This is a genomic window from Bradyrhizobium sp. ERR14, from assembly GCF_014198235.1.
In the GTDB taxonomy this organism is placed as follows: domain Bacteria; phylum Pseudomonadota; class Alphaproteobacteria; order Rhizobiales; family Xanthobacteraceae; genus Bradyrhizobium.
Genome location: NZ_JACIHD010000019.1, coordinates 102902 through 126786 on the forward strand (window position 1 = coordinate 102902; position 23885 = coordinate 126786).

27 protein-coding genes are annotated in these 23885 nt (G+C 65.1%); 7 read left to right on the top strand and 20 right to left on the bottom strand.

The genetic code is table 11. The annotated features are described in order from the left end of the window. Positions 1–59 precede the first annotated feature (59 nt). Both GGD62_RS32930 and GGD62_RS32935 read left to right on the top strand, forming a co-directional pair. The gene (locus GGD62_RS32930) at positions 60–317 is read left to right on the top strand and encodes a hypothetical protein (RefSeq protein WP_092262548.1); all 258 of its coding nucleotides are present in this window, start codon (positions 60–62) and stop codon (positions 315–317) included. Between the two features lie 94 nt (positions 318–411). After that, on the top strand, positions 412–660 hold the full coding sequence (locus tag GGD62_RS32935; RefSeq protein ID WP_183712329.1) for a hypothetical protein: 249 nt from the start codon (positions 412–414) through the stop codon (positions 658–660). Positions 661–753: 93 nt separating this feature from the next. Here GGD62_RS32935 and GGD62_RS32940 read toward each other — a convergent pair whose 3' ends face one another. Together GGD62_RS32940 and GGD62_RS32945 are read right to left on the bottom strand one after the other, a co-directional pair. Next, positions 754–960 carry a hypothetical protein gene (locus GGD62_RS32940; RefSeq protein WP_179735286.1) on the bottom strand — a complete coding sequence of 69 codons (207 nt, stop codon included), beginning with the start codon at positions 958–960 and terminating at the stop codon, positions 754–756. Between the two features lie 17 nt (positions 961–977). Then, positions 978–1199: a hypothetical protein gene (locus GGD62_RS32945; RefSeq protein WP_183712331.1), complete on the bottom strand. Its 222-nt coding sequence runs from the start codon at positions 1197–1199 to the stop codon at positions 978–980. 115 nt (positions 1200–1314) lie between these two features. On the opposite strand from GGD62_RS32945, the gene GGD62_RS32950 reads away from it, so the two are divergent. Beyond that, a complete protein-coding gene (locus tag GGD62_RS32950; protein WP_183712333.1) occupies positions 1315–1509 on the top strand; it encodes a DUF3072 domain-containing protein in 195 nt (64 codons plus the stop codon). An 80-nt stretch (positions 1510–1589) separates the two neighbouring features. Continuing rightward, the gene (locus GGD62_RS32955) at positions 1590–1877 is read left to right on the top strand and encodes a DUF6496 domain-containing protein (RefSeq protein WP_018321750.1); all 288 of its coding nucleotides are present in this window, start codon (positions 1590–1592) and stop codon (positions 1875–1877) included. A 12-nt stretch (positions 1878–1889) separates the two neighbouring features. Here the strand turns inward: GGD62_RS32955 and GGD62_RS32960 are convergent, their stop codons facing one another. Together GGD62_RS32960 and GGD62_RS32965 are read right to left on the bottom strand one after the other, a co-directional pair. Further along, a complete protein-coding gene (locus tag GGD62_RS32960) occupies positions 1890–2252 on the bottom strand; it encodes a hypothetical protein (RefSeq protein WP_026202613.1) in 363 nt (120 codons plus the stop codon). 271 nt (positions 2253–2523) lie between these two features. Then, entirely contained in the window at positions 2524–4059 is a 1536-nt protein-coding gene (locus GGD62_RS32965) for a Do family serine endopeptidase (protein WP_183712335.1), read from the bottom strand. Positions 4060–4267: 208 nt separating this feature from the next. Here GGD62_RS32965 and GGD62_RS32970 point away from each other — a divergent pair, with 208 nt between their 5' ends. After that, positions 4268–5104, top strand: coding sequence for a universal stress protein (locus GGD62_RS32970; RefSeq protein ID WP_183260008.1), 837 nt, complete (start codon positions 4268–4270; stop codon positions 5102–5104). A gap of 20 nt (positions 5105–5124) precedes the next feature. On the opposite strand, the gene GGD62_RS32975 is transcribed toward GGD62_RS32970, so the two are convergent. The 10 genes from GGD62_RS32975 to GGD62_RS33020 all read right to left on the bottom strand — a co-directional run bounded on the left by GGD62_RS32975 (position 5125) and on the right by GGD62_RS33020 (position 16366). After that, positions 5125–5337, bottom strand: a complete 213-nt coding sequence (locus GGD62_RS32975; RefSeq protein ID WP_063203548.1) for a hypothetical protein — start codon at positions 5335–5337, stop codon at positions 5125–5127. 166 nt (positions 5338–5503) lie between these two features. Beyond that, positions 5504–7354 (bottom strand): bifunctional diguanylate cyclase/phosphodiesterase, encoded by a 1851-nt coding sequence (locus GGD62_RS32980; protein ID WP_210318008.1) that lies wholly within the window; start codon positions 7352–7354, stop codon positions 5504–5506. A 272-nt stretch (positions 7355–7626) separates the two neighbouring features. Next, positions 7627–8364: a ribulose-phosphate 3-epimerase gene (gene rpe / locus GGD62_RS32985; RefSeq protein ID WP_183712339.1), complete on the bottom strand. Its 738-nt coding sequence runs from the start codon at positions 8362–8364 to the stop codon at positions 7627–7629. Further along, positions 8361–9293 (bottom strand): CbbX protein, encoded by a 933-nt coding sequence (gene cbbX / locus GGD62_RS32990; RefSeq protein WP_183712341.1) that lies wholly within the window; start codon positions 9291–9293, stop codon positions 8361–8363. The genes rpe and cbbX overlap by 4 nt, the downstream gene beginning before the upstream one ends. A gap of 99 nt (positions 9294–9392) precedes the next feature. After that, on the bottom strand, positions 9393–9797 hold the full coding sequence (locus tag GGD62_RS32995) for a ribulose bisphosphate carboxylase small subunit (protein WP_018321761.1): 405 nt from the start codon (positions 9795–9797) through the stop codon (positions 9393–9395). Positions 9798–9808: 11 nt separating this feature from the next. Continuing rightward, on the bottom strand, positions 9809–11269 hold the full coding sequence (locus GGD62_RS33000) for a form I ribulose bisphosphate carboxylase large subunit (RefSeq protein WP_018321762.1): 1461 nt from the start codon (positions 11267–11269) through the stop codon (positions 9809–9811). A gap of 38 nt (positions 11270–11307) precedes the next feature. After that, positions 11308–12393 carry a class II fructose-bisphosphate aldolase gene (fba, locus tag GGD62_RS33005; RefSeq protein ID WP_092262535.1) on the bottom strand — a complete coding sequence of 362 codons (1086 nt, stop codon included), beginning with the start codon at positions 12391–12393 and terminating at the stop codon, positions 11308–11310. A 12-nt stretch (positions 12394–12405) separates the two neighbouring features. Then, positions 12406–14424 carry a transketolase gene (gene tkt, locus GGD62_RS33010; protein WP_183712343.1) on the bottom strand — a complete coding sequence of 673 codons (2019 nt, stop codon included), beginning with the start codon at positions 14422–14424 and terminating at the stop codon, positions 12406–12408. Positions 14425–14440: 16 nt separating this feature from the next. Beyond that, positions 14441–15316 (bottom strand): phosphoribulokinase, encoded by an 876-nt coding sequence (locus tag GGD62_RS33015; protein ID WP_018321765.1) that lies wholly within the window; start codon positions 15314–15316, stop codon positions 14441–14443. A gap of 12 nt (positions 15317–15328) precedes the next feature. Continuing rightward, on the bottom strand, positions 15329–16366 hold the full coding sequence (locus GGD62_RS33020) for a class 1 fructose-bisphosphatase (protein WP_183712345.1): 1038 nt from the start codon (positions 16364–16366) through the stop codon (positions 15329–15331). Between the two features lie 118 nt (positions 16367–16484). Here GGD62_RS33020 and GGD62_RS33025 point away from each other — a divergent pair, with 118 nt between their 5' ends. Next, complete coding sequence (locus GGD62_RS33025; protein ID WP_092262524.1) at positions 16485–17462, top strand: LysR family transcriptional regulator; 978 nt, start codon at positions 16485–16487, stop codon at positions 17460–17462. A gap of 229 nt (positions 17463–17691) precedes the next feature. On the opposite strand, the gene GGD62_RS33030 is transcribed toward GGD62_RS33025, so the two are convergent. Together GGD62_RS33030 and rfbC are read right to left on the bottom strand one after the other, a co-directional pair. Then, complete coding sequence (locus GGD62_RS33030; protein ID WP_183712347.1) at positions 17692–18588, bottom strand: NAD(P)-dependent oxidoreductase; 897 nt, start codon at positions 18586–18588, stop codon at positions 17692–17694. Continuing rightward, on the bottom strand, positions 18585–19109 hold the full coding sequence (rfbC, locus tag GGD62_RS33035) for a dTDP-4-dehydrorhamnose 3,5-epimerase (protein WP_183712349.1): 525 nt from the start codon (positions 19107–19109) through the stop codon (positions 18585–18587). The genes GGD62_RS33030 and rfbC overlap by 4 nt, the downstream gene beginning before the upstream one ends. Positions 19110–19261: 152 nt before the next feature. Here rfbC and GGD62_RS33040 point away from each other — a divergent pair, with 152 nt between their 5' ends. After that, positions 19262–20494 (top strand): class I SAM-dependent methyltransferase, encoded by a 1233-nt coding sequence (locus GGD62_RS33040; RefSeq protein WP_183712351.1) that lies wholly within the window; start codon positions 19262–19264, stop codon positions 20492–20494. 14 nt (positions 20495–20508) lie between these two features. Here the strand turns inward: GGD62_RS33040 and GGD62_RS33045 are convergent, their stop codons facing one another. The 4 genes from GGD62_RS33045 to GGD62_RS33060 form a co-directional block, all read right to left on the bottom strand. After that, entirely contained in the window at positions 20509–20706 is a 198-nt protein-coding gene (locus GGD62_RS33045; RefSeq protein WP_026202615.1) for a hypothetical protein, read from the bottom strand. A 138-nt stretch (positions 20707–20844) separates the two neighbouring features. Then, entirely contained in the window at positions 20845–21264 is a 420-nt protein-coding gene (locus tag GGD62_RS33050) for a hypothetical protein (protein ID WP_018321773.1), read from the bottom strand. Positions 21265–21413: 149 nt separating this feature from the next. After that, positions 21414–22607 (bottom strand): MFS transporter, encoded by a 1194-nt coding sequence (locus tag GGD62_RS33055; protein WP_183712353.1) that lies wholly within the window; start codon positions 22605–22607, stop codon positions 21414–21416. Positions 22608–22658: 51 nt separating this feature from the next. Further along, positions 22659–23279: a TetR/AcrR family transcriptional regulator gene (locus GGD62_RS33060; RefSeq protein WP_183712355.1), complete on the bottom strand. Its 621-nt coding sequence runs from the start codon at positions 23277–23279 to the stop codon at positions 22659–22661. Positions 23280–23885: the final 606 nt, after the last annotated feature.

Below are 23885 nucleotides of genomic sequence, written 5' to 3' on the forward strand. Positions count from 1 at the left end.
TGCGTTTGGAACCGGTGAATATCGTCCGCGTTTGCATGTCAGTTCGGGATGCAGTTCCCATGCGCGCAAAAAAGTCGTCGGACCTGATCTCTCCCACCGGCCTCATCAAGCTGATGACGCATGCGATGATGGGCGCAGCCCTCGGCCTCGCCTTCAGCCTCGCGCTGATCCTGTCCAATCCCGCCGTCGCCAGGCTGCTCGATCACGGCGGAAGCCAGGCCGTAATCGTCTTCGCCCTCACATTGGTGACGACGTTCGCGATCGGCGCGACACTCACCGGCGTCGTGTTCATCCTCGCTGAGGACAAGCAATCTTGAAGCGCGCGTGCGCGCGGCAGATGCGTTTGTCGGGAACTCCTTCGGCAAATGGAGGTTGGCTGCCTGCGTCAATTTAACTCAGGGAGTTCCCCGCATGACAACGGCCAAGCTCGTTCTCACCGCAATGTTGGCCACCGGCCTCGCCGCCGCGCCGCTCGCCGCACAGGCCAAGTCGCACAAGGCGAAACACGGATCATCGATGTCGTCCTCGCAGACCACCGGCGCCAACACCAAGGCCTCGAAGGGCGCGGATCCTTCCGGCCAGGGCGGCTCCGGGCCCGGCTCGGACCAGGGCGGCACCATGACGAACCAGAGCAGCAAGGGCATAAGCAATACCAAGTGAGCTCAGGCCGACACGACATCAAAAGCCCCGCCGCGACGCGGGGCTTTTTTCTCGTTTCTTGAGCCAACAGCGTCGAGCGCCCGCGTCAGCTCATTACGGGCGACGCGTTTCAGAGTTGAGCGCGCGGTTCGCAGCATTCGTCTTCACGAGTTGTTCGAGCTGCGCCCGCTTGCGTCCGATCAGAAGTTGGGCCGCAGCATCATCGAGACCGGCACGCTGCAATTGCCGGATGGCAGAACCCAATTCGAGAATCTCGGCGCGCAACCTCAAGATCCGGTAAGTGTCCGGGTCTTCCTCCACGACGCCCCCAAAAGGTTTCAGCGCCGCGTGCTCGCGCGCTCGGGACTAATGACTGTCTTCACGAGACGAAGGCGCACCCGGTCGCGAACGTCAGGCAGGACATCGCCACCGCCGGCAGCCTTCCATTCGCCGATCAGCAAATTGACCTTCCGGCGCAAATCCATCTGCGCCAAGGCCTGCTGGACGCAATCGCGGTCGCCGTTGATGAGATCGCGCACGGAGGCCTCGACGCCGGCCATCTCAACCCTCAAGGCGCTGATTTGACGTCGAATTTCATTAATTCTGTTGTCCATAGCTTGTTAGAACAAAATAAGAACATATAGTCAAGTCACGATTTCAGAGCGGAGAAGCGACATGCAGGTTCAAGGCAAATACGACGCCAGGGTTTTCCTCGCCGAGCAGATGACACGGTCGCAGGGGCTCAGGCTGAAACGGCTGAGTGAAGAAGCGTATCAGCCCGCGCAATATGCGCGCGATCTGTCCTTCAGCGAGGCCGCACGTCGCATCCAGGTGCTGGAAGCCGAGATCGAGCTGGCGAATTCCTTCTAGGCTGCGCCTGGAACGCTGTCCGCGTCCTTCGGGAACCATGCCCGTGTCGAATGGTTCTCCCCGGCCAAGGGAGAACATGCATGGCACGCAAGGCAAAGAAACGCCGCTACTCGCGCAGCTCCGGCAGTGATGTCGAGAGCGAGATGCGCCGCTACAAGAAGGGCACGGCAAAGAGCGGTCGCAAAGGCCGTGGCGGACGCGTGAAGAGTCGCAAGCAGGCGATCGCGATCGGACTGTCGAAGGCACGCAAGAAGGGCAAGAAGGTCCCGAAGAAGGCTGCCAAGAAGACTTCCAAGAAGACGTCCAAGAAGAGGACGACGAAGAAGACAAGCAAGAAATCGTCGAAGCGCAAATCCAGCAAGCGCTGACCCTGACCCGCGTCAGATCATGCTGCCCGGCATGAAGCAGCGGATCGAAACCCCGAACGCGGTCTTCACCGGCCACACCATGGTGCGGCCGGCCCGGTTCGGCTCGGTGATGACGGCTTCGTCCGGCACCTCGATCCACTCGCCGTCGAGACGCACGCGATAATGCCCGTTATGCGACTCCCAGTCGGGATCGGCGACGGCAAAGCCATCCGCATCCGAGCAGCACGGACCAAGGTGGCTGCGCAAACTGTCGAACCAGGGCTTCAGGGGTGAATCCGCGTAGCGGCCGTCGTCCCGCCCGAGAGCGTCTCCGCCCCACAGCACGAATGGCGCCACGAGCAGCGCACTCCTCAGCGAGAGCTTCAATCGATCCATGTCGGCACCGATCAAATGCGAACCAGCGGCCAGTTCCAGAAGCCGGCGGCAAGTTCGAAGTTCCACGCTTGCGTCCCGGTGGCATCGTTGCCGCCGGCGACCTGCACGGTTCGGAACTTTGATGAGCGAACACGGCTTTTTCGGACGAACCGCGTCATCGTCGCTGCCGTTAACGAGAATGTTATCGATCGCATCCCGGCTGTCCTGAAGGCGAACGAAAAAGGCGGCCACGAGGGCCGCCTTTCTTGATCTATGCCGATCGAGGTTCGCCTCAGGCGAGTGGGACCGCGACGAAGCGGGTCGCCTGCGCGCCTTTGACCTGCAACAGCACGCTGCGCTTGCCGGACGATTTGGCCTGCGCCAGCTCGGAGCGGACATCGCCGACATTGGCGACGGCCTTGCCGCCGACATTGAGGATGACGTCGCCGGTCTGGATGCCGCGCTGCGCCGCAGGCCCTTGCGGATCGACTTCGGTGACGACAACGCCCTTCTGGCCAGCGCCCTGGACGTCACCGGCCGGAGCCAAAGCAAGACCGAGGCGCGGCGTGCCGGGGCCCGGCTGGTCCTTGCCAACATCGGCCTTGGCCTGCCTTTCGTTCGGCAGTTCGCCGAGCGCGAGCGTCACCGTCTTGCTGTCGCCTTTGTGGAAGACGTCGAGCTTCACTGAGCTGCCAGGCGCAAGGGTCGCGATCGTGCGGGCGAGGTCGCGGGAATCCTTGATCGCGGTGCCGTTGACGGCGGTGATGACATCGCCCGCCTCGATGCCGGCCTTCGCCGCCGGGCTGCCATCCTGGGGATTGTCGACGATCGCACCGCGCGCCTCCTTCAGGCCGAGGCTGTCGGCAATCTCGGCGGTAACCGGCTGCACTTGCACGCCGAGCCAGCCACGGGTCACCGCGCCCTTGTCCTTCAGCTGCGCGACGACGAGCTTTGCGGTCGAGGCCGGAATGTCGAAGCCGATGCCGACCGAGCCGCCGGAGGGCGAGAAGATCGCAGTGTTCACGCCGATCACGTTGCCGCTCATGTCGAAGGCCGGGCCGCCGGAATTGCCCTTGTTGATGGGCGCATCGATCTGGATGAAGTCGTCATAGGGGCCGTTGCCGATGTCGCGGCCGCTGGCGGAGACGATGCCGGCAGTCACGGTGCCGCCGAGGCCGAAGGGATTGCCGACCGCGACCACCCAGTCGCCGATGCGCGGCTTCTGGTCGGAGAATTTGACGAACGGGAAGTCCTTCTTGCCGTCGACCTTGATCAGCGCGAGATCGGTCTTCGGATCGGTGCCGACGACCTTGGCGGTGTAGCTCGTGCCGTCATCCATGGTCACCTGCACCGACTCAGCATGGTCGACGACGTGGTTGTTGGTCACGGCATAGCCGTCGGCGGAGATGAAGAAGCCGGAGCCTTCGCCCGTGATCATCTGATGGCGCTGGCGCGGCATGCCGTTCATGCCGCCCGGGCCGCGGAAGCCGAACTGCCGCGAGAACTGGTCGAACGGGGTGTCCTCGTCCTGATCCATCCGGTTCTGCTGCAGCATCGCGCTCTTGTCGTTGTCCTGGTCGATCTTGACCCGTACCGAGATGACGGCGGGTTTGACCTTGCTGACCAGGTCACCAAAGCCCGGCGGCGTCGCAGCGGATTCGGCGGCCTGGGCCGGGGTAATGAAGGAGCTCGGACCGAACGGCGAAGAGCCGGGAGCAGCCGCCAGCACGGCCACGCCGAGCGCGGCCACGGTGCCGAGCAGCGCAAGCCGGCGCGGCCTCAAGATCCTGCGGGACGTCGTGGTGTCGGAATTGACGCGATCGTTCATGTCGAAATGTCCATGTTGGATAAGGTGTCGCCTTGCCTCCAACATGGCCATCGTCACCTTACGACGTCCCGTCCATCCGATTAAATCTTGGCAAACAATGCGCGCGCCCCAGCGCAAGCCCTCCCCTGCGCATTTGATGCAGCTCAACGCGGGCCCTTCCGGCGGTGAAAAACTGCGGCCACCGGCTGATGTTCATCGGAGGCGCGCCATGTACAAAGACATTCTCGTTCACATTCCCACCGAACGTCCCATGCGTTCCGCGATCGACGGCTCGATTTCGCTCGCGGCGCAGTTCAACGCCCATCTCGACGCAGTTGCGATCGGCTATGTGGCAACCAGTGCGGCTTACGTAATGGAAGGCGGCGCCGCGGTGGCGGCCGTGTTCGAACTGGAGCGCGAGCGCGCAGTCGAGCGGGCCGAGGCCGCGCTCGCGGTGTTTGGCATCGAAGCGGCGAACGCCGGCATCTCCTACGGCTGCCGCGCGCTCGGCGCGATCCCGGTGGATGCAGCCGGCTCGCTCGGTGAGATGGCACGACTGCACGACCTCAGCGTCGTGCTGCAGCCAGATCCGGCGCAAAGCTCGTTCGACAACGACGTGCCGGGCGAGATCCTGTTCCAGGCGGGCAGCCCGGTGCTGTTCCTGCCCTACACCTTCCATGGACCTTTCAAGGCGAACCGGATCGGCATCTGCTGGGACGGCAGCCGCCTCGCGGCCCGCGCCGTGCACGACGCGGCGCCGTTCCTGGCGCGCGCCGATGCGATCGTGATCATCACCATCAACGAGGCCGCCGCGGTCTCCGACGAAGCTTCAGCGAACGGTCTGGCAAGACACCTCGGCCGGCGCGGACTGTCGACCCGCACGGTCGGCCTGTCAGCGACGCGCGCCGACATCCAGCCGACCATCCTGTCACTGGCGGCCGATGAGGGGCTCGATCTCCTGGTGATGGGCGGCTACGGCCATTCGCGGTTGCAGGAGCGCGTTCTCGGCGGCGTCACCCGCGCCATGCTGCAGGCCATGACGGTCCCGACGCTGATGTCGCATTGAGCCGGGCCGGCCCGGCGCCGTCACGCCGCGACCGGGGTCTCCCACGTCGCGGGCGCGGCAGCGCCCTCGTCGTGTTGCACATTGCACGCATCGAAATGCGCCTTGAGCTCGACCTCAGCGAGATATTCGAAATGTTCGGCCTGGCCGAGGAGTTCCCAGTTCTGAAGCGGCCGGTAGGCCGCCTGCTGACGACAGAGGGACGCCAGCGCCCGGTAGCGACGTACGTTCTCCATGAGACCCTCCCTCGCACTCACAAGGCTTATTGCCCCGATTTGCGTCAGGCCGATGGCGATTGTGCAAAAGATTTGCTGCGCCGACCGCGCGCCTGACCTCGGCTCGTTGTTAGGAAATATATGTCCGGGCCAAAGTTCCAAATGAACCGCGCCTTGGACCGGAAGGCTAGGCGTAGAGCCGGCTCTCCACGGTCATGCCGACCAGGTCGAGATAGCGCTCGATCAGGGCGGGTCGGCCGACCAGATAGCCCTGCATCTCCTCGCAGGCCTCCCCCGCCAGGAAGGCACGCTGCGCTTCCGTCTCCACCCCCTCGGCAATGACCGGGATATGCAGCGCGTGCGCGAGGCTCAGGACCGCGCGGACGATCTCGGCCGATTGCGGCGTCGCCTCGAGATTGGAGATGAAGCTGCGATCGATCTTGATCTTGTCGAACGGGAACGACTGGAGATAGGACAGCGAGGAATAGCCGGTGCCGAAATCGTCCATCGCGATGCGGATGCCGAGCGCCTTCAGCCGCCGCAGCAGATTGAGCGCGCGGGTGAAATCGCCGATCAGCACGCCCTCGGTGATCTCGACCTCGAGCCGCGTCGGCGTCAGCCCCGTCTCCAGCAGGATCTGGTGGATCGAACGTTCGAGATCGCCGGCCTGGAACTGGATCGGCGACAGATTGACGGCGACCTGCAGCGGCCGCGGCCAGGATGCCGCCTCGCGGCAGGCTTCGCGCAAGACCCATTCGCCGATCTGGACGATCAGCCCGTTCTCTTCGGCGAGCGGAATGAACTGGTCCGGCGGCACGAAGCCGCGCGTCGGGTGGTTCCAGCGCAGCAGAGCCTCGAAGCCGATGACCTCGCCATCCACCCGCGCCTGCGGCTGGAAGTAGACCAGGAACTGGTTCTGCTCCAGCGCTTGTCGCAGATCGTGCTGCAACAGCCTGCGGTCGCGCAGCTCCTGGTCCATCTCGGATTCGAAGAAGCGCACCCTGCCCCTGCCCTCGCGCTTGGCACGATAGAGCGCCGAGTCGGCGTTGGCGAGCAGCGTGGCGGCATTCACGCCGTCGTCCGGATAGAACGCGATGCCGACGCTAAGGCCGACATGGGAGAGATAGTCGTCGACCTCCAGCTCCTGGCCGATGCTCTCGACCAGGCGTTCGGCGAGCGCCAGAACGTCATCGCGGCTGATGTCGTCGGGCATCAGGATCATGAACTCGTCGCCGCCGATACGGGCGACGAAGGCGCCGTCGGCTTCCTCGGCAAGCCGGTCCGCCGCCGCCCGCATCAGCAGATCGCCGACGGGGTGGCCGAACACGTCGTTGACTTCCTTGAAGCGATCGAGATCGAGGCTGAGCACGGCAAAACTGGTCGCCGCCTCCTGCGCCCGCTCCAGCCGTTCGCCGAGCACGGCGTTGAAGGCGCTGCGGTTCGGCAGGTCGGTCAACGCATCATGATGCGCAAGATGGCTGATGCGTTCGCGGGTGGTGACGCGCTCGGTGACGTCCTCGATCACACCGACCAGATATTGCGGGTCGCCGGCGCCATCCGCGATCAGCATCTTGCGTGAATTGACCACGCGGTCGTGGCCCTTGACGCCGATGTCGAGCAGATGCTCCTCGAGGAACATCGGCATGCCGCTGGCAACGACTCGACGATCCTGTTCAATGACCACGCGCGCGACGTCGGCCGGGAATATCTCTTCAGGTGTTCGGCCGAGCATCTGTTCGCGCGGCATGCCGTAATAGTCTTCCCCGGCGCGGTTGAGCAGGATATAGCGCGAACTCTTCGCGCATTTCGCGAAGACGGCGATCGGAATGTTCTCGACGATGGTGTCGAGGAACTCCTGGGTTCGCAGCAGATCAAGCTCGACCTCATCGTGCGAGTGAGCGCGTGCGTCGGTCATCCGCTGGCGGTCGCGATCGCTCGCGTCATAGGCCGCGCTGACGAGCTCGCCCAGCTTGAGGACGTCGACATGTCCGGCCGCATCGGTCGCGCAGCGAAGCTGCTCGGCGAACAAGCGATGCATGCTCACGCCATCGCCCCATGCCGCGTGCAGGCCTCATGCCTGGCAATAGCCTTGATCCGCATCCCCGCGCTCTCTTGGCATTCCTGCACGCAGGTTGCGATGCACAGCATTGCGCGGGCGTTAATCGAATTTTCGCCTCGAGTGCGTTGGTTACCCCGACCTGAAAGACGCGATCGCTTTTTGCCGCAACCTCCGTGGAACCCCGGAGATAAGTGCCACGCCGTGGGACAACCGGCACGGGCGGATCTTCCACGGCTTGCGCCTTCCGTAGTCTACCGGCTACGGCCTGCCTCGCTGACGCGCAGCGGCTGCGTAGAAATATCTTGCAGCTTAGTAATCCGGCCCGTCTCGGCGGCCATGCGAATGGCCTCGATATTTGCGGCATATTCGGCAACGCCCTTGCCGCGGAACACGGCGGAACCCGCCACCAGCGTATCGGCACCCGCTGCCGCCACGGCAGCGGCATTGTCGCGCGTGACACCTCCATCGACCTCGAGCCGGATCGGCCGGTCGCCGATCATGGCTTTGATCCGTTCGATCTTCTCGAGCTGGGATTCGAGGAAGGACTGGCCGCCAAATCCCGGATTGACCGTCATCACCAGCACGAGATCGATGCGGTCGAGCACATATTCGATCGCGCTCTCGTGAGTCGCGGGACACAGGCTGACGCCGGCTTTCTTGCCGAGGGCACGGATGGCCTGCAGCGAGCGGTCGAGATGGGCGCCGGCTTCGGCGTGAATCGTGATGACGTCAGCCCCGGCCTTTGCGAACGCCTCGAGATAGGGATCGACAGGCGCGATCATGAGATGCACGTCGAATATCTTCTTCGTCGTCGGGCGGATCGCCTTGATGACATCGGCACCGAAGCTGATGTTGGGCACGAAGTGTCCATCCATGACGTCGCAATGGATCCAATCGGCGCCGGCCGTGTCGATTGCGGCGATCTCCTCGCCGAGGCGCGCGAAATCCGCGGCCAGGATCGAGGGAGCAATCATGATCTCTCTGGTCATGGCTTTGCACTCCGCGCATCGGCGCCGCCGCTGAAGACGCGGCTCGCCAGGACGTCCATGGGATCGATAGTTTCGAGATCGTCGACATCGAGCATACGGTCGAGGTCGGACACCAGGCGATCGGCCTGCCGCAAGCGGATGCGGTCGACGGCGTTGCGGATCGAACGCGCATTGGAGAAGAACGGCTGGGTCCGGCGCAATGCGATATATTTCTCGAACGCCTCGCGGGCCGTGGCCGAAAAGCGATAGCCCCGCTCCTTCAGCATCAGCTCGGCAATGACGAGCAGCTCGGCTTCGGCATAATCAGGGAATTCGATGTGGTGGGCAATGCGGGAGCGGAAGCCGGGGTTGGAGGCGAAGAAGCTCGTCATGCGCTCGCCATAGCCGGCGAGGATCACGACGAGGTCTTCGCGCTGGTTCTCCATCACCTGGAGCAGGATCTCGATGGCCTCCTGACCGTAGTCGCGCTCGTTGTCGGGGCGATGCAGATAATAGGCTTCGTCGATGAACAGCACGCCGCCCATCGCCTTCTTCAGGATCTCCTTGGTCTTCGGCGCAGTGTGGCCGATATATTGGCCGACGAGATCGTCGCGCGTCACCGAGATCACCTGCCCGCGCCGCACGAAGCCGAGCCCGTGCAGGATCTTGGCCATGCGCAGCGCGACGGTCGTCTTGCCGGTGCCGGGATTGCCTGTGAACGACATGTGCAGCGTCGGCGGAGCCGATGCCAGGCCCGCGCGCTGCCTGATGCGCTCGATCAGCAGCAGCGAGGCGATCTGGCGCACGCGGTTCTTCACCGGCTTCAATCCGATCAGCTCCTGCTCGAGCTGCTGCAGCGTGTCGGTGATCCCGGCCGCCTCGGCTTCCTTGCGGAGATCGAATTGGGTCTTGTTGGGCTCAGTCGTGGTTGCGTGGGGAACATCGAGCATGGCTACCCTCGAAGAAAAGAGCTTCGCCGCGGGGGAGCGGCGAAGCAGTTGGTCCGCCAAGGATGCGGAGCAGGGAGAGCTCCGCGCGGAAGCGGATCGTTAAGTCGACGCGTGGGCGGGTTTCCGCACAGTGGTGTAACGGATCGCGCGGCCGCCCACCTCTTGCCGCACCAGCTCGAACTCCGCCTCATGCGGAGGCCGATTGACGAGGAAGGAGATCCGCACCGATTCCCAGCCATGACTGGAATCGAAGCCGCTGATGCGGATGTACTTGTTGCCATACACCCTGCGGCACTCCGCGAGCTCCATCATCACGCCGGCGGCGTCCTGGAGGTCGAACATCGGCAGGCCCCACATCTCCCAATAGGTGTTGCGGGGATGAGGATCGTCGGTGAATTCGATATTCACCGCCCAGCCGTTGCCAAGGCAATACTGCACCTGCTTATAGATCTGGTCGTCGGTGAGATCGGGCAGGAACGAAAAGCAACCCTGAGTGAGTTTCATGCTGCGTCTCCCTAGACGGTTTCGAGCGCGGTCGGCACGAAGTCCGGCGTGTCGGTGGATTGATAATTGAACGTCACGTCCTTCCAGACCTCGAGCGCGGCCTTCAGCGGTGTGCAGGTCTCGGCCGCCCTGGCCAGGATCTCGGGACCCTCGTGGACGTAGTCGCGGCCCTCATTGCGGGCGAGGATCATCGCTTCCAGCGCCACGCGGTTGGCGATCGCGCCGGCCGCAATGCCCATGGGATGGCCGATGGTGCCGCCGCCGAATTGCAGCACGACGTCTTCGCCGAGCAGGTCGAGCAGCTGATGCATCTGGCCGGCATGGATGCCGCCGGAGGCGACCGGCATCATCTTGTTCAGGCTCGCCCAGTTCTGGTCGAAGAACAGGCCGTGCTCGAGCTTGGTCGGATTGAAGTCCTCGCGGCAGACATCGTAATAGCCGCGCGTGGTGTTGGGGTCGCCTTCCAGCTTGCCGACCACCGTGCCGGCATGGATGTGATCGACACCCGCGAGCCGCATCCACTTGGCGATGACGCGGAACGACACGCCATGGCTCTTCTGCCGCGTATAGGTGGAGTGACCGGCGCGATGCAGATGCAGGATCATGTCGTTGCGCCGCGCCCATTTGGCCATCGACTGGATCGCGGTGTAGCCGATCACGAGGTCGATCATGACGATGCACGATCCGAGCTCCTTGGCGAACTCTGCACGCTCGTACATGTCCTCCATCGTACCCGCGGTGACGTTCAGGTAAGTGCCTTTGACCTCGCCCGAAGCCGCCTGCGCGCGGTTCACCGCCTCCATGCAGTAGAGGAAACGGTCGCGCCAGTGCATGAAGGGCTGCGAGTTGATATTCTCGTCGTCCTTGGTGAAGTCGAGTCCGCCTTTCAGCGCCTCGTACACCACGCGGCCATAGTTGCGGCCCGAAAGCCCGAGCTTCGGCTTCACCGTCGCGCCCAGCAGCGGCCGGCCGAACTTGTCGAGCCGTTCGCGCTCGACCACGATGCCGGTCGCCGGCCCCTGGAAGGTCTTCACATAGGCGACAGGGAAACGCATGTCTTCCAGCCGCAGCGCCTTGAGCGGCTTGAAGCCGAACACGTTGCCGATGATCGAGGCCGAGAGGTTCGCGATCGAGCCCGGCTCGAACAGGTCGAGGTCGTAGGCGATGTAGGCGAAATACGAGCCCGGCGTGCCCGGCACGGGATCGACGCGGTAGCATTTCGCGCGGTACTTCTCCGCCGCGGTCAGGCGATCGGTCCACACCACGGTCCACGTCGCGGTCGAGGATTCACCTGCCACCGCAGCCGAGGCCTCGATCGGGTCGACGCCCTCCTGCGGTGTCACGCGGAACAGCGCGATGACGTCGGTGTCCTTCGGCGTGTAATCGGGCTCCCAATAACCCATGCGCTTGTATTCCATCACGCCGGAGCGATAGCGCTCTTTGCCGCGAACCGTGCCTGCATGTGCGTTCATGTCTCTCTCCTGTTGTTTTCTCTGTTGTTTCCGATTGACTAGGCCGCAACGGGCTCGCGGGCATCGATGCGCGGATCGAGCTCGCCGGCGCGATAGCGCCGCGCCATCTCGCTCAAGGGAATGACCTTGATCTTGCTGGCATGGCCCGCGGTGCCGAACTGCTCGAAACGATCGCGACAGAGTTCGCGCATCGCGTCCATTGCGGGCTTGAGGAATTTGCGCGGGTCGAACTCGGAGCGCGTTTGAGCGGCGACCTTGCGGAACACGGCCGTCATCGCGAGGCGGCAGTCGGTGTCGATATTGACCTTGCGCACGCCGCTCTTGATGCCACGGACGATCTCCTCGACCGGCACGCCCCAGGTCTGGGGCATCTCTCCGCCGAACTGGTTGAACATGTCCTGCAGCGGCTGCGGCACCGAGGACGAGCCGTGCATGACGAGGTGCGTATTCGGCAGGCGGCGATGGATCTCCTCGACCACCCGCATCGCCAGGATGTCGCCGTCCGGCTTGCGGCTGAACTTGTAGGCGCCGTGCGAGGTGCCCATCGCGATGGCGAGCGCATCGACCTTGGTGGCCCGGACGAAGTCGACCGCCTGGTCGGGATCGGTCAAGAGCTGGTCGTGGCTGACCGTGCCCTCGACGCCGTGGCCATCCTCCTGCTCGCCGCCGCCATGTTCGAGCGAGCCGAGCACGCCGAGCTCGCCTTCGACGGAGGCACCCACCCAATGGGCGAGATCGACGACGCGGCGGGTGATCGCGACGTTGTAGTCATAGTCGGCCGCCGTCTTGGCATCGGCCTTGAGCGAGCCGTCCATCATGACGGAGGTGAAGCCGTGCGCAATGGCGGAGGCGCAGGTCGCTTCGTCATTGCCGTGGTCCTGGTGCATGCAGAGCGGGATGTCCGGATAGGTCCGCTCCAGCGCATCGATCATGTGCGAGAGCATGAGATCGCCGGCGTAGCTGCGCGCGCCGCGCGAGGCCTGGATGATGACGGGCGCATCGACCTCGGCCGCCGCCTGCATGATCGCGATGCCCTGCTCCATATTGTTGATGTTGAACGCCGGCACGGCATAGCCGTGGCTGGCGGCGTGATCGAGCAGTTGGCGAAGGGTGATACGGGCCACGTGAAGTCCTCCTTATTGTCGCTTGCGAGCGATCGCCCGGCGGGCGGCTTCCGCAATGCTTTGCGGTGTGATGCCGAATTCGCGGTACAGCACCGGCGCCGGCGCCGAGGCGCCGAAGCCGCGCATGCCGACGAATTCGCCCTCAGTGCCGATCCAGCGCGACCAGTCGCCCTGCACGGCCGCCTCGATCCCGACGCGCGGCGCGGTGCCGAGCACGCTGGCGCGGTATTCGTCCGGCTGCTCCTCGAACAGGGCGAAGCAAGGCGCGGACACCACGGCGGCGCGGATGTGCTCGGTCGCGAGCAGGCGGGCGGCTTCCAGTGCAATCGAGACTTCCGAACCGGTTGCGATCAACGTCACGTCGCGGCCGCCGTCCGGCGATACGACGAGATAGGCGCCGTGTGCGACGCGGTTTCTGCCGCGGGCATCGCTGCGGAAGGTCGGCAACGCCTGCCGCGACAGGCACAGCATGGAGGGGCGGTCTTCGGAATTCAGCGCGCAGTCCCAGGCCTCCAGCGTCTCCACCGCGTCGGCGGGACGGAACACCAGCAGGTTCGGGATCACCCGCAGCGCGGCAAGATGCTCGACAGGCTGGTGCGTCGGGCCGTCCTCGCCGAGGCCAATGGAGTCGTGGGTCATCACATGGATGACACGCAGCCGCATCAGGGCCGCAAGGCGGATCGCCGGCCGGCTGTAGTCGGAGAACGCGAGGAACGTGCCGCCGTACGGGATGAAGCCGCCGTGCAGCGCGAGGCCGTTCATCGCGGCGGCCATGCCGTGCTCGCGAATGCCGTAGTGGATGTAGTCGCCGCCGAACGCGCCATTCTTGACCGGAGCCTGCACCTTGGCGTGCGTCAGATTCGAATGCGTCAGGTCCGCGGAGCCGCCGACCAGGCCGGCAATCGTCCCGGCGATGCCGTCGAGCACCTGTTGCGAGGCCTGCCGCGTCGCGAGCTTCGGCCGCTCGGACGCAAAGCGTTCGCGCAATTTCGCCGCGGCCATCGCATAGGCGGCTGGCAGGGCAACCGCCTTGCCTTCGATGAACATGTCGCGCTGCTCGGCCGTCGCGCATTCATAGCGATCGAGCCAGGCGAGCCGATCGACCTGGCCGCGTTGCCCGATCATCCGCCACGCCTTCTGGACGGTAACAGGCACCACGAAGGGCTGATAGTCCCAACCCAGCGTCCGGCGCGCGGCCGCGGTCTGCTCGGTGCCGAGCGGCGCACCATGGGCTTTCTGCGTGCCCTGCCGATCAGGCGCGCCGTATCCGATAATGGTGCGGCAGGCGATCAGCGACGGCTTTGCGGTCTCCCGCTCCTCTGCGAGAGCCTGCGCAATCGCTTCGGGATCGTGGCCGTCGATGCTGCGCACCGACCAGCCGGAGGCGGTGAAACGCGCCAGCTGGTCGTCGGACGTTGCCAGCGAGGTCGGCCCGTCGATCGAGATGCCATTGTCGTCGAACAGCACGATCAGGCGACCGAGCCCGAGATGGCCGGCGAGCGAGAGCGCCTCCTGGCTGAGGCCCTCCATCAGGCAGCCGTCACCGGCGATGACATAGGTGAAATGATCGACGAGACCGTCGCCATGTCGCGCGTTGGCCATCCGCTCGGCGAGCGCCATGCCGACCGCGGTCGCGATCCCCTGCCCCAGTGGCCCTGTCGTCATCTCGACGCCCGGCGTGTGACCATATTCCGGATGGCCCGGCGTCTTCGAGCCCCATTGCCGGAACGCCTTGAGGTCGTCGAGGCTGACGTCGCCGCCGGTCAGATGCAGCAATGCGTAGAGCAGCATCGAGCCGTGGCCCGCCGACAGCACAAAGCGGTCGCGGTCCGGCCAGTTGGGGTGCGCCGAGTCGAACTTCAGGAAGCGCGAGAACAGCACGGTTGCGACATCGGCCATGCCCATGGGCAGGCCGGGATGGCCCGACTGCGACGTCTCGATGGCGTCGACCGCGAGGAAGCGGACGGCATTTGCGAGATCGTTGTGCGTGACCGCATTGAGGTCGGCTTCGGCGTGGACGGAGATGTTCATCGGGTTCTCTCCTCGTTCACTTCAAGCTGCGCTTGCGCTCGATGAGCTGCATGATCAGCGGCGTCAGGATCAGCTGCATCGCGAGATCGAGCTTCGCGCCGGGGCACACGATCGAGTTCGCGCGCGACATCCAGCTCTGCGGCAGCATCGAGAGCAGATAGGGGAAGTCGATGCCGCGCGGGTTCTTGAAGCGGATCACCACCATCGATTCGTCCGGCGTCGGGATCCAGCGCGCGATGAACGGATTGGAGGTGTCCACCGTCGGCACGCGCTGGAAGTTGATGTCGGTCTCGGTGAATTGCGGGCAGATGTAGTGGATGTAGTCGGGCATCCGCCGCAGGATGGTGTCGGTGACCGCCTCGGTCGAATAGCCCCGCGCGCTGCGATCGCGGTGCAGCTTCTGGATCCATTCGAGATTGATGACCGGCACGACGCCGATCTTGAGGTCGGCATAGCGCGCGACATTGACCTTGTCGGTGACGACGGCGCCGTGCAGGCCCTCGTAGAACAACAGGTCCGAATTCTCCGGCAGCCGCTTCCAGTCGGTGAAGGTGCCGGGCGCCGCGCCATGCAGCGCGGACTCCTCGGCGTCATGCACGTAATGCCGTGTCGTCGCCGTGCCGGTCTCGCCATAGTCGCGGAACGCGCGCTCCAGCTCCTCGAACAAATTGGTCTCGGGGCTGAAATGGCTGAAATGCTTGTTGCCGCGATCGGCCTCCTTCGCCATCTGCGCGCGCATCTCGGCGCGGTCGTAGCGATGAAACGCGTCACCCTCGATGTAGGCTGCGTTGACCTTCTCGCGGAAAAATATCTGCTCGAAGGTCTTCTTGACCGAGGTGGTGCCGGCGCCGGAGGAGCCGGTGATGGAGATGATCGGATGCTTCCTGGACATCGGGCGCCCTCCTTACAGCCGGAAGAATCCGCGCCGCGCGAACAGCGGCGCTGAGACGCTGGCAACCAGCAGCGGATCGCAATGCAGCTCCTCGACGCGGCGCACCTCGTTGCTCGATCCCATGATCAGCGGCACGCGCTGGTGCAGGCTCTGCGCCGCGAGATCGAGGATGCGCTCGCGCCCCGTCGTGGCGGAGCCGCCGGCCTGCTCGATGATCATAGCCATCGGATGCGCTTCGTAAGTCAGGCGCAGGCGGCCGTCGCCATAGCCGGCACGCGCGTCCGAGGGATAGAGGAAGATGCCGCCGCGGGTGAGGATGCGATAGGCCTCGGCGACCAGCGAGCCGACCCAGCGCATGTTGAAATTGTGGTTGGCTGGCCCCTCGACGCCGGCGAGGCACTCGTCGACGAAGGCACGCACCGGCGAATCCCAGTGCCGGCGGTTCGACGCGTTGATCGCGAACTCCTCGCAGGCCTCGGCGATCTGCGCGCCGCTGCGCGCGAGGCGGAAGCAGCCCGCCTTGCGATCGAGCGTGAAGATATCGACGCCTTCGCCGAGCGTCAGCACTAGGGAGGTCTGCGGCCCGTAGGTGACGAAGCCTGCCGCAAGCTGAGCCGAGCCGCGTTGATGGAAGGCGAGCGAGAGGTCATCGGGCGCGGGCAGGATCGAGAAGATCGTGCCGACCGTCATGTTGATGTCGATGTTGGAGGAGCCGTCGAGCGGATCGATCGCGATGCAGATCTTCGCCTCGCGATCGCCGATCTGGGCCTCGCGCATCTCTTCCGAGGCGAGCGCCGCGACCGGCAGCTTGCTGAGGCAACGGCGCAGGATCGCATCCGCCTGCACGTCGAGATCGCGCTGGACGTCGCCGTCGCTGTTGCGGCCGGTGGTCAGGCCGGAGGCGTCCGCGAGATCTCCGGTGGCGATGAGGTCGGCGATCTCGATCGCCGCTGCCGCGATGGCATCGACCGCGGCCGCCACGGCGAGCGCGTGAGGTGCGGTCTCGGAATACCGTTGAAGGTGGTCGTCCAGCCTCAGTTGCCCGGTCATCTGCGCATCCCCTTTGCCGGCGCCGTATCCAGTTCCCTCCCCTCTGGAGGTCGGTACGGTCAGTCCCGGCATCAGGAGATTGACAGGGGCAGCTTAATAAGGAAAATTTCTATTCATAATGAGCGTCAAAGAATTTTCTTATAATGGCCCCGGCCACGCGGCGGCCCAGCTCCGGCATCTGACGATCCGGCAGCTGCGCTCGCTTGCGGCGCTCTCGGCCAAGGGCAGCGTGACGGCCGCGTCCGGCCATCTCGGGCTGACCCAGCCGGCCGTGACCCAGCAACTCCGGCAGCTTCAGGACCTCGCCGGCCTGCCGCTGGTGCAGCGGACCGGCGACGGCATGCTGCTGACCGAGGCGGGCAAGGAGGTGCTGACGCTGGCCGAACGCGTCGAGGCCGCCATCATGGACTGCCAGGGCGCCCTCGATCTGCTCGCCGGGCGGACCGGCGGCATAGTGCATCTCGGCGCGGTCTCGACCGCGAAATATTTCGTGCCGCATGCGATCGCGGCCTTTTCGAAGCGGTACCCCAAGATCGAGATCAAGCTCACCATCGGCAATCGCGAGGAGATCCGCGAGGCCATGCACGGCTACGACCTCGATTTCGCGGTGATGGGTCGGCCACCGGCCGACGTCACGGTCGACGTCCGCCAGCTCGGGCGCAATCCGCACATCATCGTCGCGCGCAAGGGGCACTGGCTGGAGAACGATTCCGGCCTCAACCTGACCGACCTCGTGCACGAGACCTTCCTCACCCGCGAACCCGGTTCGGGCACGCGGACGCTGATGGAGGGCATGTTCCAGAAGTCCGATCTCGAGCCGATCATCGGCATGGAGATGAGCAGCAACGAGACCATCAAGCAGGCCGTCATCGCCGGGCTCGGCATCGCCTTTATCTCGGCCCACACGGTGGCGCATGAGCTCACCGAGGGCCGGCTCATCGTGCTCGACGTCGCGGGCCTGCCGATCGTGCGGCAATGGTACGTGATCCGCCGCAGCGACAAGGTGCTGCTGCCGCCGGCGCAGGCGATGTTCGATTTTCTGGGCTCGGAAGGGTCGAACTATCTGCCCGACGTGCCCGAGTTCGGCGCGCGATAACCAGCCCGCGTTCAGCTCATCAGCTTCATGGCAACCGTCGCCGCCAGGATCACGATGATCTGGAGCAGACGCTCGGTCGTGAAGATGCGGTTGAACGTGATCATTGCTTGCCCCGGCCGACGTGAGGGAGATTTCGGTCGGCCCGTTGCTAGCACAGGCACCCAGCCAGACAACTCCGTAATTGCCACGGGTGCCGCTTGCCGCCGGCCTGTTGCGGGGAGATCGCACGTCATCCCCTCCCCGGCAGACGGTCGATCCACCATGCGAGATCGCGCGCAGCGCCCGCCTCGAAACCGATGACCGGCACGCCCGCGATCACGCCGCGGAGGTGGCGGACGTCGGCGGCAATGATCGGCTCGGCGTCGACACCCGTTGCATCGACGGCGCCGAACCTGACCAGATGCCTTGCCTTGAGGAGACCTGCGACATGCTCGATCACGCTGCGCAGGCTGCGCACTTCGCCACTGGCGAGATTGACGACGCCGGAGATTTCGCTGTCGAGCACGGCGGCGATCATCTGCGCGAGGTCATCGACATAGACGAAATCGCGCAGCTGCCCGCCATGCGAGCAATCGAAATTCGCTCCTGCGCGAAGGCTCCGGATCAGCGAAGGGATCAGGCGCGCCTCGGGCTCGTGCGGCCCGAACGGGACAAACACCCGGCCCCAGGCGGCGCCCGCCGCGACATAGGCTTCGGCCGTAGCGAGCTTGGCCTGTCCGTACAATGTCGTCGGACGGCATTGGCTGGTGCGTTCCTCACAGAGGCCGCTCTGCGGTCCGTATTCGAGGCAGCTTCCGATGCCGAGGATGCGCTTGGTGCCGCAGGCTCGCGCCCGTGACAACAGGTCAATGCTCGCCTCGGCCCAGAGACGGTTGACAGGATCCTCGCGATAGCGGCCCGGCCGGGCTTCCCAGGCGAGATGAACCAAATGGGTCGGACGCGATGCGGATAGCGCATGCGCGCGGCCGGCTTCGGTGAGGAGATCAGCGACATGCCAGATCACGCCGGCCGCTGCCGGGTGAGCCGAGCGCGCGACGCCGTGGACCTCGAAGCCGCGACCGACAAGCGCAGGCAGCAGCGCACGGCCGACGAAGCCCGACGCGCCCGTGACCAGCACCCGTCTCATGGGAGACACGGCAGCGCGCGGTCGCGCGCGGACAGGATCGGATCGGCAAGCGGCCAATCGATCGCCAGCGATGGATCGTCCCAGCGAATGCCGGCCGCGCCTTGCGCGTCATAGGGCACATCGATGCAATACATCAGCTCGGTCCCATCGACGAGCGTCTGGAAGCCGTGCGCGCATCCAGCGGGAATGAACACGGCATTGCGGCGATCGGCGGCGAGCTCGACCGAGCACCATTGTCCGTAGGTCGGCAGCGAGCGACGCAGATCGACGATCACGTCGAAGGCACGGCCGGCCACGCATCGCACCAGCTTGGCCTCCGGCCGGCCGGCCTGATAATGCAGGCCGCGCAACGTGCCGGCGCGTTCGTTGCGCGACAGGCTGTGTTGCGCGAAATGCGTCGGCAGGCCCTGCGCCGCGAAGGCCCCAGCGTCGAACAGCCGGGCGAAGAATCCGCGCGCGCCAGTCTCCGGCTCGATCCCGATTTCAACCACGCCCGGCAGAGCCAATGCAGTGAACTTCATCCCGGGCCTCCGCGCCGCGACGCCGCCGTTGCGAACGTCGGTTCACCGAAACGCCTTTTGGGTTGCATCATGCGCAACGTTGTCGGAATTTCCGTGGCTTGAGGGAATTCACTAACAGCCGCGGCACGACGGCACAACGGGACGATCCGTTCATGGACAGGCATCGATGCCGCTTCTGCACGCGGGAGCTCGACGAGACCTTCGTCGATCTCGGCCTGTCGCCTCTGGCGAATTCTTATCTGCCGCCGGAGCGGGCGGATGCGACTGAGCCGACCTATCCGCTGCATGCCCGTGCGTGCGGTGCCTGCGGGCTGGTGCAGCTTCCGCAATTCGAGCCTGCGGCCAACATCTTCGCGCAGTATCTCTACTACTCGTCCTATTCCGAGAGCTGGCTGCGACACGCGGAGAGTTACGCCGCCGAGATGATCACCCGCGCGAAGCTCGGCGCAGCGTCCGAGGTGATCGAGATCGCCAGCAATGACGGATATCTGCTGCAATATTTCCAGCGCGCCGGCATCCGCGCGCTCGGAATCGAGCCGGCCAGAGGCCCGGCGGCCGCTGCGACCGCCAAGGGGATTCCGACCCGGACCTACTATTTCGGCCGCGATGTCGCGACCGCGCTGCGCGCCGAAGGCCACGGGCCCGAGCTGATCGTCGCCAACAACGTGCTGCCGCACGTCCCCGACATCAACGATTTCGTCGCGGGCCTGCGCATTCTCCTGCCCGAGACCGGGCGCGCGACGCTGGAGCTTCCGCATCTGTTGCATCTGATCGAAGCCATCCAGTTCGACACGATCTATCACGAGCATCTGTCGTACTTCTCGCTCGCGACCCTCGAGACGGTCTTTCGCGCACACGCCTTGCGCGTTTTCGACGTGGATGAATTGCCGACGCATGGCGGCTCGCTCCGTCTGCACGTCTGCAGCGAGACTGCGCCTCCGAGAGCCTCGCCTGCACTCGAGAATTTGCGCCTGCGCGAGACCATGGCGGGGCTCGACCAGCCCGCGATCTATCGTGATTTTCAGGCGAAGGTGGCGGCCAAGCGCGAGACGATCCGCGACTTCCTCGTCGCGGCGGGGCGCGCGGGCAAGACGGTGCTGGCTTACGGCGCGCCCGCGAAGGGCAACATGCTGCTCAATTATTGCGGCGTCACGCGCGAGCTGATTCCGTTCACCGTGGACCGCAATCCGCACAAGCAGGGCCTGCTGCTGCCGGGAACGCATCTGCCGATCCGCGATCCCGCCGCCCTGATCGCGGCCAGGCCTGATTACGTCTTCATCCTGCCGTGGAATCTGAAGGACGAGATCATCGGCCAGCTGGCGGAGGTTCGCGCCTGGGGCGGACAATTCGTGGTGCCCGCACCCGATCTGACGATCATATCGTGAGCGATGGTTAACAATCAGGCTGCGAGCGGAGCGGCGTAGTCCGCGCGCAACGCGAAATAGGCTTCCAGCTCCGACAACGCCCGCGCTTCCCAATCCTTCGCCTGCTCCAGCAGCGACCAGCTCTGGCCCGGGCGGAACGCAGCGGTCTGGCGATAGAGCGATGCGATACCGCGGTAGCGCCGCACATTCTCCAAGATGGCTTGACCGTTCATGTCCGAAAACTCCCTCGTCATTCCCGGGGGAGAACCTGCGGCCAAATCTTTTTCGAAAAGTTAGCGGCGCGCGGCAAGCTTGCGGATGGTTGCCGGACTGTTGCGCGCAGGCAACGCGCACCGTCGTGCAAAGGCGAATTATTGCGGATTCGTTGCCGCGCTCTCGCCCGGGGACTTCAGCCCGCCCTGGCTGACGATCCTCATGGTCTCGCGGCAGAGATCGGCGAGGCCAATCAGCAGTACCGCGAGCAGACAGAACAGGTTGATGGAATCGGTATTTGCGCTGCTCAGCGCGTTGAACTCGAAGAAGGGCGGAATGAACGCCCACCACACCAGGGGAATGGTGAACAGCGCGGCAAATCCCGCCGCCGGCGTGCCCGCAACGATGCCGAGCATGAACAGGCCGGGCAGGAATGCTGCAAAATAGAGCTTTGCGCCGAGCGCGACGCAAATGCCCTGAAATGCAGCCGACATGGCGACAACGACGCATCCGAGCAGAAACGCCTGCCACGACCATGGCCGTACCCGCGGTACGCCAAACAGCCCCGCACGCCTCATCAGCCTCCCCCTGCCGCCCATTAACCTGGCCCGCTTGAGACCAAAGTACTACAGCGGCACCGAAATCGCGAGACGGAAATTGCGCCGCCCGCGGCTTCGTCTGCGAGCCTTGGTAAACGCCCGCATCGCACAATTGCCGCGGCCGGCGGCTATTCGGTCGCCGCATAGAGCAAGCCGATGACGGGCAGAGCGGGGCCGATGGCCGATGCGAGCGTCCAGCCGCCTTGCGCGAAAGCCCAGGCGCCGACGGCGGAGCCGGCTGCACCGGCCGTGAAGAACGTCGCCATGTAGAGGCCGTTGAGGCGGCTGCGGTGCTCGTGCCCGAGCGCGAAGATAGCGCGGAAGCCGAGCACGACGTTGCCCTGGACACCGACGTCGATGGCAATCGCCGCCGCAACCAGACAGACCAGATTCAGCATCGAGCCGGGCGCGCCGATATAGGTCACGAGGAAGCCCCCGGCCGCGAGCAACATCGCGACCAGCGTCGCGATGCGGCTATAACCGCGATCGGCGAGCCGTCCGGCGATTGGCGCCGCGAACACGCCGGCCACGCCGGCGAGCGCGAACAACGCGATGCCGCGCTGGGTGAAGCCGAACGCGCCCGCAAGCTGGAGCGGCGCCACCGTCCAGAACAAAGTGAAGCAGCCGAACAGGCTCGCCTGGTAGAGCGCGCGGCGCCGCAGCAGCGGCGTCGCCCGCACCAGATGCGGCATCGACAGCAACAGCTCGCCATAGTGCATCCGCGTCACCGGCTTGCGGTTCGGCAGCGTCGTCCAGAGCACGGCCGTCAGCACGATCATCAACCCGGCGGAGGCGAAGAACACCGCGTGCCACGACAGCGCCGCGGTGACGAAGCTGGACACCGGACGCGCCAGCATGATGCCGAGCATCAACCCGGTCGAGACATTGCCGACGACACGGCCGCGGATGGCTTCCGGCGCCAGATGCGCGGCGTAGGGAATGATGATCTGCACCGCGACCGAGCCGAGGCCGATGAACAGCGCGGCGATCAGGAACGGCAGCGCATGGGTGGCGAACGCGGCGGCGAGCAGAGCCGCGGCGCCGAGCGTGATGACGGAGCAGATCAGGATACGGTTCTCGACGAGATCGCCGAGCGGCACGATCAGCAGCAGCCCGGTGCCGTAGCCGATCTGCGTCATGGTGACGATCAGCCCGGCCGCTGCGTGCGACAGGCCGAGCGCGGCGCTGATCGGGGCGATCAGGGGCTGCGCGTAGTAGATGTTGGCCGCGATCATGCCACAGGCCGCGGCAAGCACGAAGGTCAGGCGCTGCGACACCGCATCCGGCCCGGGCGCGGTCTCGATCGTGGCATTCATCGTCATGACGTACGGTCTCCGAAATCGGGAACGATCATTCCCTAATAGGACATAAATTCAGGCGAGCAGTTTCATCGCGACGCCGACGAGGCGGGTCCCGTCGAGCGGCAGTCGCGCCTTGCCGACGACGCGCAGGCCCTGCGTGATGCAGATCATCAGCCGCGCGGTGTCATCGGCCGCGACATGACCGGGAATCGAGCCGTCGGCCTGCCCCTCGCGAATGAGGCCGGCGATGAAATCTTCGTTGGTCTTGAGCTGCGCGCCGACGCGGGCGGCCACGACGGAATCGACCGCCGACAATTCGACCGCGCTGCCGACCACGAGGCAACCGCGCCGCCCCTCGGCGCCCTGGGACTGCGCGACATAGGACAGCAGCAAATTGCGGACCCGATCGCGGCCGTTTGTGCCGCGCTGGGCGGCGCTGCGGGTCTGCTCCTGGCGCAGCGCCGTATAGCGCTCGAAGGCAGCCAGGAACACCGCATGCTTGTCGCGAAACGCCTTGTAGATGCTCCCCGTCGCCAGCCGCATCGCCGCGGCGAGGTCGCCGATGGAGGTCGCATGATAGCCACGCTCGCGAAACATCCGCACGGCGCGGTCCAGCGCCGTATCCATGTCGAATTCCCGGGGACGACCGGGCGGACGGGCGGCAGACGGGGATCGGCGGGCGTCTTTTTGCATTGCGGTGTATTAGGGAATGATCGTTTCCTAATAAAGACAATTGGTTGTGATCCCGTCATCCTGAGGCGCGAGTGATGGGGCGCGAAGCGCTCCATCGGGAGCCTCGAAGGATGTACGGCCGAGCTGGCAGCCGGGCCGTCGCCCTTCGCGGCTTGCTCCGCGGCGCGGTTGCGCCGCCGAGCGCAACTCAGGGTGACGGTCATGGAGTGAGATCTCCTGCTTCAGCATCGTCATTGCGATACTCTAGTGCACATCCCAGCGGCGGTGCCGTAGGGTGGGCAAAGGCGCTGCCGTGCCCACGATCTCCCTCCATGAGCGACAAGGCGTGGGCACGCTGCGCTTTGCCCACCCTACGAGATCTGGTTTGTGGCACGTAGCTCAGCTCGCAGACACGCCTCTTCGGCCTCGCGGCGCATTCGCCCGAGCTTTGCTTGGTCTCGCGACCCTCTCATCCAAGAGGGCGCAGGGAAGGCCGGGTGCTGGCTCGCACCCGCGGTCTGCTGCGCAATAGGCACGCGCAGGAAGAACCGCACAGCAGCATACAGGTGGTGCCGATCACTCGGCCTTCCCTGCGCAGTGGCTGGACGGCTTATGCCGTGATCTCCC

What these genes read in the sequence shown, in the direction of transcription:
- GGD62_RS33025 (WP_092262524.1), top strand. Translation starts at nt 16,485, where the DNA reads ATGAGCGTCAAAGAATTTTCTTATAATGGCCCCGGCCACGCGGCGGCC.
- GGD62_RS33030 (WP_183712347.1), bottom strand. Translation starts at nt 18,588, where the DNA reads ATGAGACGGGTGCTGGTCACGGGCGCGTCGGGCTTCGTCGGCCGTGCG.
- GGD62_RS33015 (WP_018321765.1), bottom strand. Translation starts at nt 15,316, where the DNA reads ATGTCCAGGAAGCATCCGATCATCTCCATCACCGGCTCCTCCGGCGCC.
- GGD62_RS32935 (WP_183712329.1), top strand. Translation starts at nt 412, where the DNA reads ATGACAACGGCCAAGCTCGTTCTCACCGCAATGTTGGCCACCGGCCTC.
- GGD62_RS32950 (WP_183712333.1), top strand. Translation starts at nt 1,315, where the DNA reads ATGCAGGTTCAAGGCAAATACGACGCCAGGGTTTTCCTCGCCGAGCAG.
- GGD62_RS32975 (WP_063203548.1), bottom strand. Translation starts at nt 5,337, where the DNA reads ATGGAGAACGTACGTCGCTACCGGGCGCTGGCGTCCCTCTGTCGTCAG.
- GGD62_RS33000 (WP_018321762.1), bottom strand. Translation starts at nt 11,269, where the DNA reads ATGAACGCACATGCAGGCACGGTTCGCGGCAAAGAGCGCTATCGCTCC.
- tkt (WP_183712343.1), bottom strand. Translation starts at nt 14,424, where the DNA reads ATGAACATCTCCGTCCACGCCGAAGCCGACCTCAATGCGGTCACGCAC.
- GGD62_RS32955 (WP_018321750.1), top strand. Translation starts at nt 1,590, where the DNA reads ATGGCACGCAAGGCAAAGAAACGCCGCTACTCGCGCAGCTCCGGCAGT.
- GGD62_RS33020 (WP_183712345.1), bottom strand. Translation starts at nt 16,366, where the DNA reads ATGACCGGGCAACTGAGGCTGGACGACCACCTTCAACGGTATTCCGAG.
- GGD62_RS33055 (WP_183712353.1), bottom strand. Translation starts at nt 22,607, where the DNA reads ATGACGATGAATGCCACGATCGAGACCGCGCCCGGGCCGGATGCGGTG.
- GGD62_RS32995 (WP_018321761.1), bottom strand. Translation starts at nt 9,797, where the DNA reads ATGAAACTCACTCAGGGTTGCTTTTCGTTCCTGCCCGATCTCACCGAC.
- cbbX (WP_183712341.1), bottom strand. Translation starts at nt 9,293, where the DNA reads ATGCTCGATGTTCCCCACGCAACCACGACTGAGCCCAACAAGACCCAA.
- GGD62_RS33045 (WP_026202615.1), bottom strand. Translation starts at nt 20,706, where the DNA reads ATGAACGGTCAAGCCATCTTGGAGAATGTGCGGCGCTACCGCGGTATC.
- GGD62_RS33060 (WP_183712355.1), bottom strand. Translation starts at nt 23,279, where the DNA reads ATGCAAAAAGACGCCCGCCGATCCCCGTCTGCCGCCCGTCCGCCCGGT.
- GGD62_RS32970 (WP_183260008.1), top strand. Translation starts at nt 4,268, where the DNA reads ATGTACAAAGACATTCTCGTTCACATTCCCACCGAACGTCCCATGCGT.
- rpe (WP_183712339.1), bottom strand. Translation starts at nt 8,364, where the DNA reads ATGACCAGAGAGATCATGATTGCTCCCTCGATCCTGGCCGCGGATTTC.
- GGD62_RS33040 (WP_183712351.1), top strand. Translation starts at nt 19,262, where the DNA reads ATGGACAGGCATCGATGCCGCTTCTGCACGCGGGAGCTCGACGAGACC.
- rfbC (WP_183712349.1), bottom strand. Translation starts at nt 19,109, where the DNA reads ATGAAGTTCACTGCATTGGCTCTGCCGGGCGTGGTTGAAATCGGGATC.
- GGD62_RS32965 (WP_183712335.1), bottom strand. Translation starts at nt 4,059, where the DNA reads ATGAACGATCGCGTCAATTCCGACACCACGACGTCCCGCAGGATCTTG.
- GGD62_RS32960 (WP_026202613.1), bottom strand. Translation starts at nt 2,252, where the DNA reads ATGGATCGATTGAAGCTCTCGCTGAGGAGTGCGCTGCTCGTGGCGCCA.
- GGD62_RS32945 (WP_183712331.1), bottom strand. Translation starts at nt 1,199, where the DNA reads ATGGCCGGCGTCGAGGCCTCCGTGCGCGATCTCATCAACGGCGACCGC.
- GGD62_RS32930 (WP_092262548.1), top strand. Translation starts at nt 60, where the DNA reads ATGCGCGCAAAAAAGTCGTCGGACCTGATCTCTCCCACCGGCCTCATC.
- GGD62_RS32980 (WP_210318008.1), bottom strand. Translation starts at nt 7,354, where the DNA reads ATGCATCGCTTGTTCGCCGAGCAGCTTCGCTGCGCGACCGATGCGGCC.
- GGD62_RS33050 (WP_018321773.1), bottom strand. Translation starts at nt 21,264, where the DNA reads ATGAGGCGTGCGGGGCTGTTTGGCGTACCGCGGGTACGGCCATGGTCG.